At 42.2% G+C, this 19,050-nt stretch carries 8 protein-coding genes and 1 pseudogene; 7 read left to right on the top strand and 2 right to left on the bottom strand.

The window, feature by feature from the left end; all coding sequences use genetic code 11:
* Nucleotides 1–12: 12 nt before the first annotated feature.
* Both AACH28_RS07335 and AACH28_RS07330 read right to left on the bottom strand, forming a co-directional pair.
* Nucleotides 13–3,114, bottom strand: coding sequence for a TonB-dependent receptor (locus tag AACH28_RS07335; protein WP_112374163.1), 3,102 nt, complete (start codon nucleotides 3,112–3,114; stop codon nucleotides 13–15).
* 265 nt (nucleotides 3,115–3,379) lie between these two features.
* Nucleotides 3,380–6,217 (bottom strand): triple tyrosine motif-containing protein, encoded by a 2,838-nt coding sequence (locus tag AACH28_RS07330; protein WP_286754361.1) that lies wholly within the window; start codon nucleotides 6,215–6,217, stop codon nucleotides 3,380–3,382.
* Between the two features lie 365 nt (nucleotides 6,218–6,582).
* On the opposite strand from AACH28_RS07330, the gene AACH28_RS07325 reads away from it, so the two are divergent.
* The 7 genes and pseudogenes from AACH28_RS07325 to AACH28_RS07295 all read left to right on the top strand — a co-directional run bounded on the left by AACH28_RS07325 (nucleotide 6,583) and on the right by AACH28_RS07295 (nucleotide 19,030).
* Nucleotides 6,583–9,672 (top strand): TonB-dependent receptor, encoded by a 3,090-nt coding sequence (locus AACH28_RS07325; protein ID WP_341832612.1) that lies wholly within the window; start codon nucleotides 6,583–6,585, stop codon nucleotides 9,670–9,672.
* 28 nt (nucleotides 9,673–9,700) lie between these two features.
* The gene (locus AACH28_RS07320) at nucleotides 9,701–11,269 is read left to right on the top strand and encodes a RagB/SusD family nutrient uptake outer membrane protein (protein ID WP_341832611.1); all 1,569 of its coding nucleotides are present in this window, start codon (nucleotides 9,701–9,703) and stop codon (nucleotides 11,267–11,269) included.
* Between the two features lie 24 nt (nucleotides 11,270–11,293).
* Nucleotides 11,294–12,739: an alpha-L-fucosidase gene (locus tag AACH28_RS07315; RefSeq protein ID WP_341832610.1), complete on the top strand. Its 1,446-nt coding sequence runs from the start codon at nucleotides 11,294–11,296 to the stop codon at nucleotides 12,737–12,739.
* 37 nt (nucleotides 12,740–12,776) lie between these two features.
* The gene (locus AACH28_RS07310; protein WP_341832609.1) at nucleotides 12,777–15,248 is read left to right on the top strand and encodes a glycoside hydrolase family 2 TIM barrel-domain containing protein; all 2,472 of its coding nucleotides are present in this window, start codon (nucleotides 12,777–12,779) and stop codon (nucleotides 15,246–15,248) included.
* Between the two features lie 6 nt (nucleotides 15,249–15,254).
* A pseudogene (locus AACH28_RS07305) lies at nucleotides 15,255–17,438 on the top strand (glycosyl hydrolase family 95 catalytic domain-containing protein); the annotation flags it as partial.
* On the top strand, nucleotides 17,436–17,825 hold the full coding sequence (locus AACH28_RS25505) for a glycoside hydrolase family 95-like protein (protein ID WP_407073644.1): 390 nt from the start codon (nucleotides 17,436–17,438) through the stop codon (nucleotides 17,823–17,825). The pseudogene AACH28_RS07305 and the gene AACH28_RS25505, both read left to right, overlap by 3 nt.
* A gap of 17 nt (nucleotides 17,826–17,842) precedes the next feature.
* Nucleotides 17,843–19,030: an alginate lyase family protein gene (locus AACH28_RS07295; RefSeq protein WP_341832606.1), complete on the top strand. Its 1,188-nt coding sequence runs from the start codon at nucleotides 17,843–17,845 to the stop codon at nucleotides 19,028–19,030.
* Nucleotides 19,031–19,050: the final 20 nt, after the last annotated feature.

Raw genomic sequence — 19,050 nt, 5'->3', positions numbered from 1 at the left:
AAACTAAGGTGATTAAAATTGCATGTTAAGTCCAAATAAGAAATTACGTGTCGTTGGATAAGCTGAAAGCTCAATACCAGAAGTTAAATTTGGACTACCGTCGCCGGCAAGTTCAGGAGAGAAACCACTATAATTCGTAAATATAAATGGATTCTGAGCAGTAACATATAATCTTAATTTAGATCTCGAGCTATATAAGTTATTGAAAGTGTATCCTACAGTGATATTATTGATACGGAAATAAGCGCCCGATTCGAGGAAATAACTCGAAGCCCAATATGCTCTTTCTGCACCGGGATGTTCATTGGTTGAACCTGCGCCAGTCCAGCGATTTTCAAAAGTTGATAACGCGATGTTCTCACCTGCATTGGAACGAACGCTATTTAAACCATTGTAAACCTTATTGCCTGCGACACCATATCCGGAAACATTAAAATCAATAGCTTTATAATTAACACCAACATTGATACCATATGTTGAAGTCGGTAAAAATGATCCAAAGAAAACCTTGTCGCGGGAATCGATGACACCATCTTCATTTTGATCCTTGTACTTCAGATAGCCAGGTTTTGCAGCGCCAAACGATGGGTAATTTTTTACATCTTCCGCATCTTGAAAGACACCATTTGCCTCAAACATCCACCAGCCATAGATCGGTTGTCCAACGCGAAGCTGTTTGGTAATCTCCCCATTATTTAAACTGCCTCCAGTAGCACGGTCATAAGCCGGGACCACTTCCGTTACTTTATTTTTATTGTATGAATAATTAACACCGAATGTATAACTGAACTCCGGACTTATACTTTTGTTCCAATTTAAGGCCACTTCCACACCTTGGTTTAATACTTTAGCACCATGCGCATAGAAGTTTTTTTCGGATGGAGAGGTGTAAGTCGGTGTGACATCAAGAATAGTATTGGTATTCAGCTTATGATAGTAGTCAATGGATCCTGAAAGCTGATTGTTTAGAAACGCAAAGTCTACGCCAGCGCCCGTTTCTCTGGTTACTTCCCAGGTTAGATTTACGGCTGGAGTGCCATATGCGCTTCCATAAACCATATTCTGTTCAGGACCAAAAACGTAGTTGTAATTTGAACTTTCTGGACTTGTTAAAATTGTGGAAACATTTAGCGGGATATCTTGGTTACCTAATTTACCCCAGTTTCCGCGCACTTTCAATAAATTAATCCAGCTGGCATCTTTCATAAAGCTTTCGTTGGTTACCGTCCATCCTAAACCAACCGAAGGAAATGTACCCCAGTATTTTCCTGTATTACGGAAAACACTTGATCCATCTCTACGCAATGTTGCCGTTAAATAATATTTGCTATCGTAATTGTACTGCAAACGTCCAAAATACGAAGCTAATGCTCTTGGGGTATAAGAGGTTTGCAGCGCAACAATACCATAATTGGTTGTTCCTTTTGCAAGATTGATATTCCAGTATTGCTCTTGTTCAGGTACATTATAACCCGTTTGGCTACTCATGCTGTTTATGTCGTATTTCTCACGCGACATCCCCACAACCGCCTCAATATGATGCTTGTCAAAATTCTTGTTAAATGTTAAGAAATTCTCGATAGACCAGCGGAATTGTTCTAGATTTTCATATTTCAAGCTGTTGTCTACATAATCAAGCGCTTTTGGATTGTTTTCCTTTAATTTGATGAAATCAGATTCATTCAATAAAGTATTAGCATTTAACCATTGATCTTTTACATTATTAAAAATCCGTTGTTTCGAATAAAATTTATTCCCGCCAATACGCGAATTGATTTTCAGATAATCTGTAATCTTAAATTCTCCCTCAAAACTTCCTTGTAAGCGTAGCGTATTTGTTCTTTCATTTTGGCGTAAAACCTCATACACTGGATTTCCAATAGAATTTAGATTTCCGATGGCTTGGCCTGGTGCGGCCTCAATGCCAGCGACACCTGTTGTTGTATTTACACGACCTAAACCGTAACGGCCATTATCAAACATAACGGGCGCAAGTGGCGACTGACGGTAAGCCGTGGTGAAAGCACTATAAGGCTTAGGTGTTGCATTTGTTAATGTAAGATTTAAATTTTGGCTGAACTTTAGGCGGTTGTTTAAAAATTTATATACGTTGTTATTGCGTATGGTATTTCTTACAAATTTTGAGCCTTCAAGAATACCATTTTCGGTATAATTGTTTGCTGATACGAAGTAATCAACTTTCTCAGTTCCACCAGAAATATTAACAGCATTATTAAATACAGAACCTGTACGTAATAATTCGTCATACCAATCTGTATTATATTTTTGATTCTCAGCTAAACGGTAAGACCCATTGGTCGAGGTGAGGTATTCATTTGCAAATATTCTAAACTGATCAGCGTTGGCCATTTTCACGCGGTTCAATACGTTTTTTATACCCGCAAAGCTTTCATAATTGATGTTTGTTGTTCCGGTTTTACCTTTCTTCGTCGTCACGATAATAACGCCATTAGCCGCCCGAAGACCGTAAATAGATGCGGAGGATGCATCTTTTAAAACATCCATAGATTCAATATCGGATGGGTTGATATTATTAATATCTGTTTGTGCAATTCCGTCGACAATATAGAGTGGATTCCGTCCTGATAATGCAGTTCCTAAGCCCCTGATAATGACATTGGGTGATGACCCCGGAGCTTCATTTGCAATAATATTGATACCTGCAGCTTTACCTTGGATGGATTGCATTGCCGACATGGCAGGTTGCTTCGTGATATCGGATGATTTCAAGGAGCTGATCGATCCGGTCAGATCTGCTTTCTTTTGTGTACCATAACCGATAACAACAACCTCTTCCAATGCTTGATTTTGATTTTCTAAGAATACATTGAGTTGCGTTTGATTACCAATGTATACCGTTTGTGTGCGATAACCCAGAAAGTTAAAGACCAGTGAGTCGGTAGGAGAGGCATTGATTTGAAATTTCCCCGTTGCGTCGGTTTTTGTAGATACTGCTTTCCCTTTGATACTAATGGTGACGCCAGGCATGGATATCATGCTTGTGCCATCTTTGACCACTCCTTGTACCGAAGTTTGTCCATAGGCAACCGATACAACCATGGATGTCAAAAATAATGCGGATAGATTCCTCATATCGTTAATTTTTGGTGTTTGTTTAAAATACGTTGGTTATTTCCCTGAAGCAAATATGTTGATGTAGTACAACTTTGCCAAAATTTAACATATTCACATCACTACTACATGAAATTTCCGCTTGCTCAGGCTACCTTTTATTGTATTTTATGTTTTTGATAATCAGTATTTTGTGTTGTTGTTTTTACTGAAATAACACGAGCTTTAGTGTGTTTTATACACTAAAGCTCGTGTGTGGTAATGATGTAGTGTCTGTGATGAAAATTTAACGTTCCATCAGGAATTCAGAAAGGTTTTTGTCTGTTGGAATGCCTAACTTTTTGCGTAATCGATAGCGTCTAATCTCGACACCGCGTGTACTAATGTTGAGTAATGAGGCAATTTCCTTACTCGACATATTGAGCCTTAAATAGGCACATAGTTTCAGATCATTGGGGACGAGATCAGGAAACTCTTGTTTCAATTTCTTGAAAAAATTCTCATGTGATTCGTTAAAGCTTCTTTCAAAAATATGCCAGTCACGATCGTCGTTATGGGCATCATCGATAAGCTTGTTTATCTTTTTCAATTCATCCGAACTCAGCTTGTTGCCATCAGCATCTTTAAGCTGTTTGAGCTCGGCGTGTAAATTGTTCAACATCTCATTTTTGTAAACGATATTGAGTGCCGCATTGGCAAGTTCTTTATTTTTTAATTGAAGCTGATCTTCTAATTGCTGGTTTTTAAGTTTAATCCAGTCCTTTTCTTTTTGCTCTGTTTCGCGTTCCAAGGCAATCTTTTTCTCTTCTAGCCATTTTCGCCGTATTTGAAACTGACGCTTGCGCTCCCGTTGAAGATTAAACCTGTAAGCTAAATAGATGAGCGTTATCAGGACGAGTGTATAAAATAACTTCGCCCACCAAGAAAGAAACCATGGATGCCGAATGGTAAATGAAAATGTCTGGACTTCCGAAACTGACCCCATATTGTCCTTCGCCCTGATTTTAATTTGAAACTCTCCATAAGGTAGATTTGTGAAATCTTGATAGGCAGTTTCACTCCATTCGGACCAATTGTCTGAGTAACCTTCGAGATAATATTGGTATTGAAGTGGCGAAGTCGAATAATATGGACTTGAAAAGCTAATTCTAAGATTATTGTCTGATGATGATAGTTTAAACGCTGAATCTGGGATAATAGCCTGGCCTGTTGTCAAGTTGACAAGTTGCGCTATTTGCGGAAGTGGCAACCTGTATTTTTGTGATTTATCGGCATGACGGTAGATCGCAAATCCATCATCTAAACCGATGAGATAGTATTGGTTTTCAATCGGGAGAATGTTTTCATAGTTATTCATCATTCGATCCTGTAAGGGACTGAGCAGATTGGAGTCAATATGCAATTTGCCCTTACTGTCAAAATCTACTTTAGCAATTTTAGTCTTCTGAATAAACCAGTAGCTGTTTGTATTGATCGGTATGACCTTATTTGAATTTTTATAGCTGCCTAACGCTGTGTTTAATTCATTGGCATAGCTGAATTTTTTCACAATATTGTCGAATTGGAGAAATCCGCTGTCTGTAGCAAATACAAGATTATTTTCTAAGGTATAAATCCCCGTAAATTGCCTCTTTGAAGCGATACTATCCTGTTTGGAGGAAAATAAAATCTTTGCCTGCTGGAAATTCGCATCAAGTCCGAGTAGTTGTATCTGTCCCCAATCGCCAATCCAAAAGGCATGGTTATCTTTTTGCGCCAAGAATCGAACCGGTTCTTTAACGCCTGTGAACTGCTGAACGAACGCTAGGTGTATACCATCGAACGTGAATTTCGATAAGCCTGTATAGTTCCCCTGAAGAATATTTTTTGTTCCAAAAATAGGTTTGAAAACCCATCCTCCGGTAATCTGAGAGATCTTTTCAAGCTTCCCGTTATCTAATTTGAAGGTTCCGTCATTATGTCCACAGATCAACTCATCACCAAATTGTGCTAATGTCCAAACCTGACCATTTGAATTTGGAATCTGAGAGAAATTTAATGAATTGTAATTGGTCAATCCCTTCCATTCACTTGAAAATAAGCCCTTATTAGTTCCAAGATAGATTTTTCCCTGATAGATGATCGATGTATAAACGGTACCTATTTTTCCGACAAAATCAGTGTAAAATGATAATGGGGAATTGATTTCAATGCGGTCAATGCCATTATCAAGTCCCACCCAGATATTCTTCTGATTGTCCTTGACAATGCTGAGTACAGTATTGTTTTGGAGACCATTGTTTTTATTGATATGTTGAATGACCTGCCCATTTTTATTGATGATAATAACACCGTTTTGGATGGTGCCAAAAGCATATTGTCCATCGTAGAGGTATAAGCCATTGTTTATTTGTGACTGGCTTAAGAGCTGATTTGCCGGAGCAGCCCAGGGTAGGATTGTTCCATCGGCTTTCATCAGGTAGAGGCCGTTTCGCGAGGTCGCAATAAGCGAAGTCGTTGCGTCGTAAGGTAAGATGGCAAGTACATTTTTGTCTTTCAAGACATCTTTTCCTTTTACAGGAATTAATTTATCCTGTTTAAATTCATGCAGGCCACTTGGCAGCTGTTCAAAAAATAATTTATTGTTGAGCTGATGCGGAAATAAAAAAGGCTCACCTTTAGCCGTTAATTGCCGTATACGATTGTTTTCCCAGATATAGGATTTCGAAAATGTATGAAAAAATACCCGTTGGTCTTCAACAATGATTTTCCAGATTTCTTCGTTTGGAAAGTAGGTTTTGTCCTGTACCAGCTTAGAGAGACTTTGATAAGTCAAGTTTCCAAAGGGTTTGGAAGTCCAATAGCCAAATTCACCTCTTCCACCGGTGTAAATCTTGCCATCTTTACCGATTGCGACACTTCGTACCGTGGAATGATTAGGAAGCGGAAAGATGCGCCAATATTGTCCGTCGAACTGCAATAGACCTTCGGTATTGGCACTATAAATACGACCATCTTTGTCGACTGCCAAAGACCAGTTTTGATTTCCAGCCTTGTATTGGTCTTTTTTGTATTGTTTGACAAAAGGCGTACCTGTGGGTATGATTGTTTGACAGTAACCCTCGGGCAGTAAAAAAAATAACATGCTGCAAAACCAAAAGATATAGACGTTCCTATATTTTTTTGTTGTCATCGACTCCCTCACTTTAAATTGATTTGTGGGCAATATATCGATTTTATTGCAAAATTGATAATCTCTAGCGTTGTAGGATGCTCTGGCAGATCGCTAGCTTATTTTGAAGATCAACCGATCGATTGTTGGAAGAAAAATTAGCAGCTGCCAAGGGGTTTATTTTTCTTTTTTTTTAAAAACCATTTAATTGTGTTGAAAATCAGGAATGAAGCCATTTATTCCACTAATTTGAACAAAAAATACTCCTTTTGCTGTAAACGATTTTTGATATTTGAGTTCATTTACTTCGTTAAATAACCAAATAAACCAAAACAACTATGATAACACCGATGACCAAAACGGTAGGTAAGGGGTTGCTTTTATTTTCGTTGATGAGCATGTCTGCACCGGCGGTGCTTGCTCAGTCGCAAATAAAGATATCCGGAAAAGTAAGCTCCTCAACAAGCGAGCCTCTTGCGGGGGTTACCGTACAGATAAAGGGGGTGAAAAACGGCACTGTAACCGATGGGGCCGGCAATTATCAGATTCTTGCGCGAGATATTGATGTCCTGATATTTTCGCTGGTAGGCAAAGAGAAAACCGAAGTCCAGGTCGATAAGAAAGATCACATTAATCTTGTACTGCAGGAGTCCAGTAGCCTGATTGACGAAGTGGTTGTAGTAGGCTATGGTACCCAGAAAAAAAGTAATCTAACGGGTGCTGTTGCTGCTGTCGATGGAAAGGTGCTTAACAAACGTATCGCTACAAATCCAACGCAGTTACTTCAAGGTCGCATGCCCGGACTTCGTGTTACCCAAGGATCGGGAGAAGCGGGGAATGAAAATGTGAATCTCCAGGTACGGGGATTGGGTTCCTACGGCGCCTCTTCTGCTCCACTGGTTATCGTAGATGGTATCCCCGGTAGTTTGGAAAATTTGAATCCCCAAGCAATCGAGAATATCACCGTATTGAAAGATGCCGCTTCAGCTGCTATCTATGGGGCAAGAGCAGCAAATGGAGTCATTCTTGTGACGACAAAACAGGGTAAAGCTGGAAAAACACAACTGAGCTACGATTATAATGTCGGAATTACCAAGGCCTCAGCTCTTCCAGACCTCGTATATAATTCCGTTGATTACATGACCTTGTATAATCAGGCAAATAAAAACTCGGGTGTCACAAATCCAAATGCTTCCTTTAGCCAGGAGATGATTGATGCCTACAAAAATGCAATAGATAAAAGATTATATCCCGATTTTAACTGGTTAGATGCTGTCTTTAGAACTGTCCCGGTGCAAACGCACAATTTAAGCTTAAGCGGTGGTGCCGGAGGAACAAATTACAACGTTATATTGGGCTACGTCAATCAGCTTGATATTATGATCGGGACTTCTTTTAAAAAGTATAATCTACAGCTTAACCTAGGTTCTAAAATAAATGATCGGATAAGTTTTGGTTCAAGTATCACCTTGAATTATGGGGATCGGAAATATCCTAGAAACGGTAGTGAAGATCAGTTTTTGTCTACCATTAGTCAATCACCACTTTATGGACCTGTATTACCAGATGGTAGTGGTCGTTATACGTCTAGGGCATATCCTTTTCAATCCCCAAATAAAAACCCTGTTGCAGTTGCCGAAAATGCATTTACAAGGCTGAACAATTATTTTATGCAAGGCAATATTTTTTTAAATGTGAAAATATTGGATGGACTGGATTGGAAGACAAGCGGCGGGTTGACGTATGGTTTTACAAAAAATTATACCAACAAACCTGTGATTAATCAATACATGTGGTTCGCCAAACCGGATGACCTACCCGCCAGACAACTTGATGTAGGTGGTCAGGGGCTAGAAGTAACAGACGACAACAATGTATATCCAGTCGGGTATACGCAATTGACTTACGATAAGTCTTTTGGAAATCATAACATGAAAGTACTGGCAGGAACTCAGGCGGAATATAATAAAACACAAAAACTGTTCGGAAGTAGGCTGCAATTTCCCAACAATGACCTGCTTGAGCTTGATGGTGGCGGAGCTGGACAACAATCAAATAATGGTGTCACCAATGAGTGGTCATTGAGGTCTTATTATGGTCGGTTAAACTATGACTACAAAGGCAAGTATCTACTCGAAGGGAATGCACGTTATGACGCATCTTCACGTTTTCCTGAAAATAGAAAATGGGCGTTTTTTCCTTCATTATCTGGAGGTTGGAAAGTCTCGGATGAGAACTTTTTTGGTCCGAAATTGAAAGAAGTTGTTAATGAACTAAAGTTAAGAGCCTCCATTGGAACATTGGGTAATCAAAATATTGGTAACTATCCATATCAGATTGTTTACAATTCCTCTTTTGCTTATCCTTTTGATGAAACGCTCCAACAGGGAGCTCGTCAGGTAGCAATGGCCAATGACCGGATCAAATGGGAAAGTACCAAAGTCTTGGATTTCGGTGTAGATATCGGTTTATGGAACAACAAATTGACCGCTTCTTTCGATTGGTATAACAAAGTAACATCAGATATTTTATCTGCATCTACAGCCTTCCCTTCTTATATTGGGCTGACTGCACCGACCGTAAATTATGGGGAATTGCGTAACAGAGGTATAGAGCTAGGTCTGCAATACCGTGATAAAATTGGAGCGGTATCCTTGACCCTCAATGGAAATATTCAGGCCAATCGCAACAAGGTGATGAAATATGGGGCCGAACGTATCTCGAACAATACCATTATCCGGGAAGGTTTACCTTATGGTAGTTTTTACCTTTTGGAGAACACGGGCATATTCCGTTCGAAGGAAGAGGTGGCAGCTTCTCCAGTGCAACAGATTCCAGCACAACCGGGCTATCTGAAATTTGCTGACGTTAATGGAGATAAAGTTGTGGACAATAATGATCGAATTGTCGTGCCCGGAGCGTATCCAGATTTCGATTACTCCTTTAATGCGACGGCTGTTTGGAAGAACTTTGATTTTACAGCCTTTTTCTTTGGTTCCCAGGGACAAAAAATATTTGTGAGTGAGTGGGGAATCGTGCCCTTTAGGCAAGGCGGAACGTTCACTCGCGACTGTATGAACGCTTGGACTCCAGAGAATCCGAATGCATCGCTTCCAATAGTGGGTGCTGAAAATACCCCTGCGGCAAATAATGTACGGACTGCATCGACTTTCTTTTTAAAAGATGGATCCTTCTTGCGCCTTAAAAATATTCAGGTAGGCTATGCTATTCCACAGAGCACCTTGTCCAAAGCTGGTATTTCTGGCCTTCGCATTTATTTTGCGGCGGATAACCTGCTCACATTCTCCAAGTTCCCTGGTTTAGATCCCGAACGTGGTGTTTCATCAAGCGGTGGTGCAACATCAGGACGTTATGTGACTCATCCGCAGAATAAAGTATTCGCATTTGGGGCGAGCATCACATTCTAATCGAGTGGTAACTAAAAAAAAATTACAGATGAAAAAGAGCGTAAAAAAAACATATCTATATTTAAGCTTAGCAGCCTTAGCTGCATTGGGTAGCTGTACAAAAGATTTTTTAAATAAAAATCCAACAGATAAAATTTCGGAGTCAACCTTCTGGAAAACGCAGACTGATGCTGATTTGGCACTCTCGGGCTGTTATGAATTTCTTTGCCGAGGATACAATTCGACGTCTTCATCCAATGCACGTGGTGGTTGGGGTGGAGCAAGTATGTTTTGGGATGGGCTTTCAGACGATGCTTTTGTGTCCAGTACCTCCAATAACTTCAATATTATTTCGCGATCCGGAATCACCTCGACAACGGGTGGCATGCAATCTGAGGGCTATGAGATTTCGTATCAGGCCATTGCAGCATGCAATAAATTGATTGCCAATATTGACCGTATTACAAGCATGAGCCAGCAGGACCGTGACCGATATAAAGCAGAGGCTCGTTTTATCCGCGCCCATTACTACTTTTTGTTGACCAATCTGTACGGTGATGTGCCATTGACTTTAGAACCTCTGGGCATGGACGATGCGAGTATTCGGCTCGGTAGAACACCTAAAACCAACATTATCGAAGCGATTTTGGCAGATTTAGATTATGCGAGTGAAAAACTGCCTAATACAGGGTATAAAGGACATGCTGTGCGGGGATCTGCACTGGGGTACAAAACAAAGGTGTTGTTGACGGTGAAGAAATGGGCGGAGGCAGCTGCAACAGCGAAGATTGTTATGGATGAAAACAAGTTTTCGATCTATCAGGGTGGATACCGCGATCTGTTCCGAAAGCCGGGACAAAATAATAATCCCGAAATCATGTTTTCCGCTCGATTTTTACCACCCAATATGTATAGTCCGGCAGATATGATGTATTCTTATCTGAAGACCATACAACCACTGGGTTATCTGGTTGATTCTTATTATGCCATCGATGGAAAGGATATTAAAGAATCGACAGTTTACGATGCTAAAAATCCTTACGAAAATAGAGATCCACGGTTGAAGTCAACAATTATGTACCGCGGTGTATGGCGCGGAACTACAGCATCTTCCGCTTTTGATCCCGTTGCCGAGGGCGTGTTGGGTGGTTTTTTACCGCGAAAGTATATCAACGAATCGAAATGGCCAACAAGTTACGCGACACAAAGCGATCAGGATTGGGTATTCTTGCGCTATGCCGATATTTTATTGATGTATGCAGAAGCGAAGAATGAAAGTGCAGGGCCTGATCAAACAGCTGTGGATGCATTAAATAAGGTAAGATCCAGGGCTGATGTGAAAATGCCGCTCGTACAGTTTAGCGGTTCGCTGACAAAAAATGAATTCCGCGATATTATCCGTCATGAACGGCGGATTGAATTGGCTTTGGAAGGTCAACGTTATTTTGACTTGAAACGTTGGGGGATGATCAAAGAGGTGATGGATAAAACCAAGGATCCAGATGGCGCTTCACGGTTATTTATGGCAAGAGATACCTTATGGCCAGTCCCTCAATCTAAGGTAGATATGGCCAAAAGTTTAGGTAATGACAATTTTAAACAAACACCAGGTTTCTAAATGAAGAACTGTGAAAATTTAGGTATGAAAGCTATATATAAAATGTTGCTGGCACTTATCCTCATCGTGGGAATGAGCACGGGATTATTGTATGCGCAAGTAAATCGCTTACCAGATAGTGTACGCATGAAATGGTGGGAGGAAGCCCGGTTTGGTATGTTTATCCATTGGGTAGTATATGCACAGTTCGGCGGTGTTTATAAGGGACACGAACAGGCACGTGGTGGAGCAGAATGGATTATGAACCGATCAAAAATTCCAGTTGATGAATATCAGGCCATGGCGAAACAATTTAATCCCATCGCCTATAATCCAGACGAATGGGTACGCATGGCGAAAGATGCGGGCATGAAATATTTGATTATCACAGCCAAACACCACGATGGTTTTGCACTCTTTGAAACAAAAGCGAGTAAGTGGAATATGGTGGACGCTACGCCCTATGGCAAAGACGTCTTGAAACCTTTGGCCGAAGCCTGCCGAAAATATGGACTGAAGCTTGGCTTTTATTACTCACAGGCGCAGGATTGGAATAACCCTGGTGGGTCGGCTGCTCGTAAGTTAATGCGAGAAGGCTGGCCTAATCTAGATTCAACCCGTATCGATGACTACACGCTAGCACATCATGGCCATTGGGACCCCAAACAAGAAACAGCGAGTTTTAGTGACTATATCAAAAACGTATCCGTACCTCAGGTCAAAGAATTGTTGAGTAACTATGGCGATATTGCTGTACTATGGTGGGATACGCCAACCAATATGACCGACGAAGCTGCAAATATGCTTCAGGACCAATTGGCATTACAACCCAATATTATCACGAATGATCGATTGAAACGGCCTAATTTCCCCGGCGATACCAAAACGCCGGAGCAAAAAATTCCAGATTGGAGTGAACTCGAAGGCAAACATTGGGAAACCTGTATGACCATGAACGGTACTTGGGGCTACCGCACATCGGATCATAAATGGAAGTCTGCCGAAACCTTGATCCGCAATCTCGTTGATATTGCTTCCAAAGGTGGAAATTACCTGTTGAACGTTGGCCCAAAACCCGACGGATCCTTCCCCCAGGAGAGTATAGAACGTTTGGCTGTAATTGGCAAATGGATGAAAGTCAATAGTGAAGCGATCTACGCAACCAAGAGTAGTCCTTTACAGCCATTTGAATGGGGGCGGTGTACCCTAAAGGAAGATGGAAAGCGGACTTATTTGTATATCTCGGTATTTGACTGGCCAAAAAATGGAATAGTTGAACTTCCGATTGAAAATAAAGTTTTAAAAGCTAGTCTTTTAGCCAATAATCAAGTGTTAAAGGTAAAATCGAATGCCGATGGTATTCAGATTGCCGTGCCTGAGCAGGCCATTGATTCTGTTGCTACGGTGATTAAGATCGAAGTGGCTGGCAAATTTAAGCGCGAAAAAGGGCCCGGAGCAAAGAACATGAAAACTGGAGCTTTGGACGAGTAAGGCCGATAAGATGGAAAGCAGATACTAGAATAGCATAATGAAGAAAAGTAGATTGAATAAAATAGTTGCGTTGTTGTTGACTTTTGGAGTTGCTCAGCTCCATGCTCAGGAAGTTAAGCGGATTGATCATGGCTGGGATTTCTTAAAGAGCGATCTGGGTGGAATCTGGGAAGCTGTAAGACCGGTGGGAGCCGGTAATCCCGAATCTGTTCCATTGTGGCAGCAGGTAGATCTACCGCATTGTTATAATGCGCTGGACGCTGTTGATCCAGCTATCAATTATTATCAGGGACCCAGTTGGTATAGAAAATCGCTGGAGATTGACAACCCCTATTTAAATGGTCACACCCTCCTTCATTTTGAAGGAGCCGGACAAAAGACAGCTGTTTATATCCATACCGTTAAAGTTGGGGAGCACGTTGGTGGATACGACGAATGGACGGTGGACATCACGGATGCGGTTGAAAAGTTTAAAAAAACAGATGCTTTTAAAAAACAATTAAAGGGTAAAATACCGCTTTCAATTCGTGTGGATAATTCGCGTGATTTAGAAATGATCCCCTCCAATCTGTCTGATTTTAACGTCTATGGCGGTATTTACAGACATCTAAACCTGAAATATGTTCCGCAGACAGCCTTGGAACGTGTATTTGTTGAGGCGTCAGTAGGGGCTGATGGCAGGCAGGGGGTAGCCAACGTCCGTGGACGACTGATGCCATTTTCGGCTCAGACTAATTTTGAAGTCGAAATGCAGCTCTACGACCCCGCTGGAAAAATCGTGCAAACCCAGCAACCACAGGTTAATAAGGGAGCATTAAATCTTGAATTTGGGAAGTTCATGGTCAAGAAGCCACAGCTTTGGAGCCCTGATCAACCGGCCTTGTACCGTTTGGTTACCACGGTTAAAAGCAATGGGCAAATATTTAAAGAAGAGACTGCCTTTGGCTTTAGACAGGTAGAATTTAAGGAGAATGGTCCTTTTCTGCTGAACGGGAAAAGACTTTTGCTTCGCGGTACCCATCGTCATGAAGACCATGCCGGAGTTGCTGCAGCAATGACTGACGATCAGATCTTACAGGAGATGACCCTGATGAAAGAGATGGGTGTAAACTTTATACGCTTGGGACATTATCAGCAGAGTCGTAAAGTGCTTGAGGCCTGCGATAGTCTGGGTATTTTGGTTTGGGAAGAGATTCCATGGTGCAGAGGTGGATTGGGTGGAGAGGTCTATCAGCTTCAGGGAAAACGGATGTTAACCAATATGATTGAACAGCATTATAATCATCCATCGGTCATTATTTGGGGCCTCGGCAACGAAAATGATTGGCCCGGTGATTTTACGGAGTTTGATCAGGCGAAGATAAGAGCTTATATGAGTGAAATCAATGGCTTAGCTCATCAATTGGACCCAAGCCGGAAAACAGCGATACGACGTTGTGATTTCTGTAAAGATATTGTTGATGTTTATTCTCCGTCCATTTGGGCGGGTTGGTATAGAGGCGTTTATACCGACTATAAAGCAGCCTCCGAGGAAGAAATGAAAAAGGTAAAGCATTTCCTTCATGTGGAGTGGGGCGGGGATAGTCATGCAAGACGACATGCAGAGGACCCTGACCGTGCTCTAGCTAAAATCAAAGGTGATGGTACAACAGATGAACGGGCAGGCGATGCGTCGCTCATTGGTGGAGCAGCACGCGTTTCTAAAGATGGCGATTGGAGTGAAAGCTACATCTGTAATCTCATCGATTGGCACTTAAAGGAACAGGAAACCATGCCTTGGCTCACGGGAACAGCCTACTGGCCATTTAAAGATTTTTCAACTCCGGTCCGGCCAGACAATCCTGTGCCTTATGTCAATCAGAAGGGTGTTGTTGAACGGGATTTTACCAAAAAAGAATCGTACTACGTATTCCAGTCGTATTGGACCGAGAAGCCAATGTTGCATATTTATGGCCATAGCTGGCCGGTCCGTTGGGGTGAAAAAGACGAGTCGAAAATGATCAAGGTGTATTCCAATGCCAAGGAGGTTGAGCTTTTTGTCAATGGCAAAAGTCAAGGACTAAAGAAAAGAAATAGCCAAGATTTTCCAGCGGCAGGTTTGCGCTGGATGGTGAAACTGAACGAAGGAAGCAATCAGATTAAAGCTGTCGCGAAAAACGGCCGGGAAATTCTCGTGGATGAAATTGAACAGCAGTATCAGACAAAAAAGTGGGGTAAACCGGCAAAACTTCTTGTGGAAAAAATTGCCACGGAAGGCGATATGATCACTGTGCAAGCTCAAATTGTGGATAATACCAATACCCCCTGTCTCGATGCAAAGGATTGGATCTATTTTGGTTCGACCGGCGATGGTCAGTTGATCGTCGACCAAGGCACTTCTACGGGGTCGAAAAAAGTGCAGGTCTACAATGGTCGTGCATTGATTAAGCTTCGACTGCCTTCGGGAAGCGCTGTGGTATCAGGCCGGATGGAAGGATCAAAAAGTACCTTGTTAACGATAGAAAAATAACACAAGATGTTAAAAGCAACGAATCATTTGAACTTCTTTTTACTGCTCGGCCTTATGGGGTCGCTTGCGCCATGCCGTGCACAAGGCAATTCGCCGCAGCTCAAGCTTTGGTATGATCAACCGGCCGCGCTCTGGGAGGAGGCACTACCGCTAGGCAATGGCACTACAGGAGCGATGGTATTTGGTGGGCTAAGTAAAGATAGGTTTCAAATTAACGATAATACCCTGTGGTCGGGTGAACCCGATGCGGGCAATAATCCCAATGGCCCGCAAATTCTACCCAAGGTACGCCAAGCCATCTTTGCTGGAAAATATGAAGAGGCAGCAGTCCTTTGGAAGAAAATGCAAGGACCTTATTCTGCTCGATATCTACCGATGGGCGATTTATGGTTGGATTTTCATCAGGACGAAAAAAAGGTAAAAGATTACAAACGGGAGCTGGATATGGAGCGAGCGATCAATCGGGTCAGCTATTCCTATCAAGGCGTTCAATACCAAAGGGAAAGTTTTATCAGTTTTCCGGATAAAGCATTGGTCGTTCGACTGAAGGCCGACAAGAAAAAATCAATTACATTCGACCTTTCCTTAACCAGTAAGCTAAAATACAGTGTTTCAGCGCAAGGGAATAATCAGCTGACCTTGCAGGGTAAAGCACCAAGTTTTGTCGCCAATAGGGATTATGAACCCCAACAAGTCGTGTACGACAGTATTGGCGGAAAAGGGATGGCTTTTGCGATGCAGATAAGCGTAAAGAATATCGGTGGTGTGGTAAAAAAAGAGGGGGATAAGCTTAAGATCATAGGCGCCGATGAGGTGATTTTATTTTTGACGGAAGCGACAAGCTTTAACGGTTTTGATAAGTCGCCGAGTCAGGAAGGTAAAGATGCCACGCTGCTCGCAAAAAACCGCATGCATACTGTCTCCAAAAAGAATTTTCAGACCATACTCTCCGATCATCAAAAAGATTATCAAGCACTATTCAATCGAGTAGCCTTTGAGCTGACAGGTACTTCTGTGCATGATAAATTGCCAACAGATCAACGTATCATGCAGTTTTCCAAAGGACCGGCCGATTTGGGCCTGCTGACGCTTTATTATCATTTTGGGCGCTACTTGTTGATTGCTAGTTCCAGACAAGGTGGCAGACCTGCAAATTTACAGGGGATCTGGAATGATCATGTGCAGCCGCCTTGGGGGAGTAATTATACGACCAATATCAATACAGAAATGAATTATTGGCTTGCGGAAAATACCAATCTTGCAGAATGTCATCAGCCTTTGTTTGATTTTATGGATGAGCTGGCTATCAATGGGGCCAAAACAGCATCGATAAATTACAATATCGATAAGGGCTGGGTTGTTCATCATAATTCCGATCTATGGGCCAAAACTTCCCCTCCGGGCGGATACGATTGGGATCCCAAAGGAATGCCGCGCTGGTCGGCATGGCCTATGGCAGGAGCCTGGTTGAGCACACATCTATGGGAACACTACCGTTTTACGGGTGACAAAACGTTCTTGAAGGAGAAGGCCTACCCCTTGATGAAAGGGGCAGCCCAATTTATGTTGCAATGGCTGATTGCGGATCTCGGAAATAAATATCTCGTCACCAATCCGTCCACTTCACCTGAAAATACAATTAAAATAGCAGGTAAGGAATATCAATTGACCATGGCCTCTACCATGGACATGGCGATCATTCGGGAGCTTTTCACAGCTGTTATTCACTCCTGTGCTATACTGAACGTTGATCCTGAATTTTAATCAGCACTAGAACAAGCGAAGGAAAAGCTTTATCCCTATCAGGTGGGGCAATATGGACAATTGCAGGAATGGTTTAAAGATTGGGATGATCCAAAGGACCAGCATCGGCATATTTCCCACCTATTTGGATTATACCCGGGCAATCAGATCAGCCTTGCAGAAAACAAGGCTTTGGCTGCGGCCTCCAAGCGTTCATTGCTTTTAAGGGGCGATGTGAGTACCGGCTGGTCGATGGCCTGGAAGACAAATTGGTGGGCGAGGCTTCAGGATGGAAATCATGCCTATAAAATCCTCAAGGATGCCTTAAATTTTATTGATCCCAAATTGGACCGTGCGCAGATGAGCGGTGGCGGAGCCTATCCGAATCTATTTGATGCACATCCACCTTTTCAAATAGATGGGAATTTTGGTGCTACGGCGGGAATGACTGAAATGTTGCTGCAGAGTCATGATGGGGCCGTCCACTTGTTACCGGCCCTACCTGATGAATGGTCTGCTGGGACGATAAAAGGAATTAAGGCCAGGGGAAACTTTACCGTAGATATTGCCTGGAAAAATAACGTATTGACCGAAGCAATGATCGTGTCCAATATTGGTGGTGTTTGTCGTTTGCGTACACCTTTACCCGTTAAAGTTGTCGGTGTCGAATCAAATCAGGCAGCTGTCACAGACAATGCGCTATTATATAAACCGGAACAACTTCCGTATACGGTAGCGGATTCTTCCAAACTGCCCCTTTTAGCTGGTCCAAAAACGTTTGAAGTTCAATTTGAGACCATAAAAGGTAAACGGTACCGTATTGTTCCAATGTAATTCAAAATCCAGGAAAAATGAAATTTACATCAATTGTTCGCGTCATTGGCTGTCTCCTTGGGATCGCAATTTTCCCTTTATTCTTGAGGGCAAAAATGAAGGAAGGTATTTTTGAGCAGGAGATCATCCAGACGCTGCGCCCTGTTATCCTAAAGCAGTCCAAGTGGGCGATGAAGCAGAAACCATTGTCTGTGACAGCTTATAAGGCAGTTCGGAGTACCGGGGGTATTCATGATTTTTATTCTGAAGGCGATTATTGGTGGCCCGATCCCAAAGATCCCGCTGCGCCCTATATTCAACGGGATGGGATGACTAATCCAGCCAATTTCGTTGAACATCGTAAAGCGATGATCCGCTTTAGCCGAATCGTGGGGGCACTGGCCTCAGCCTATCGTTTGAATCCAGATAAAAAATACGTACAGCAGGCCCTTCGCCATTTAAAGGCTTGGTTCGTGGATGCAGAGACGATGATGAATCCGAATCTTCTTTATGCTCAGGCTATACAAGGGCGTTTTACAGGGCGAGGAATAGGCATTATTGATACCATTCATCTGATGGAAGTTGCACAGGGCGTAAAGATATTTGAAGACGACCCCAATTTTCCACAGGCTGCTAAGGATGCCATACATCGCTGGTTTGCAACCTATTTACGCTGGCTTACAACGCATCAATATGGGATCGATGAAATGAATGCTGCCAATAACCATGGTACCTGTTGGGTGATGCAGGTCGCTGCATTTTCGAGTTTGGGGCAAGACACGGTATTACTCAACAGATGTGCAGATCGCTATGCGCACGTGTTATTGCCGAATCAAATGGAGTCTAATGGCAGTTTTCCGAGAGAATTGCAGCGGACAAAACCTTATGGATACGCGTTGTTTAATCTGGATGCGATGACCATGATCTGCCAGATTTTGTCCAAGACCAACACCTCCCTTTGGCAGTATACATTGTCAGATGGGCGGACAATAAAAACGGGTGTTGATTTTATGGTCCCTTATATTGCAGATAAAGAAAAATGGCCGTATCCGAAAGATGTCATGTATTGGGATCAGTGGCCAATTGCGCATCCGGCACTCGTATTTTCGGCAGAAGCTTACCAGAATAAAGACTATCTGCAGCTTTGGAAAAAGCTTGATCATGCACCTGAACAAGAAGAGGTTGTTCGAAATTTACCCATTCGCAACCCGATTATATGGCTTTGATTTTCCTGGCTCTTTATAAA

The sequence above is a fragment of the Sphingobacterium thalpophilum genome (assembly GCF_038396785.1).
Classification (GTDB): Bacteria; Bacteroidota; Bacteroidia; order Sphingobacteriales; family Sphingobacteriaceae; genus Sphingobacterium; species Sphingobacterium thalpophilum_A.
Note: the sequence above shows the minus strand (reverse complement) of the source record. Positions and strands in the feature narration are given on the sequence as shown.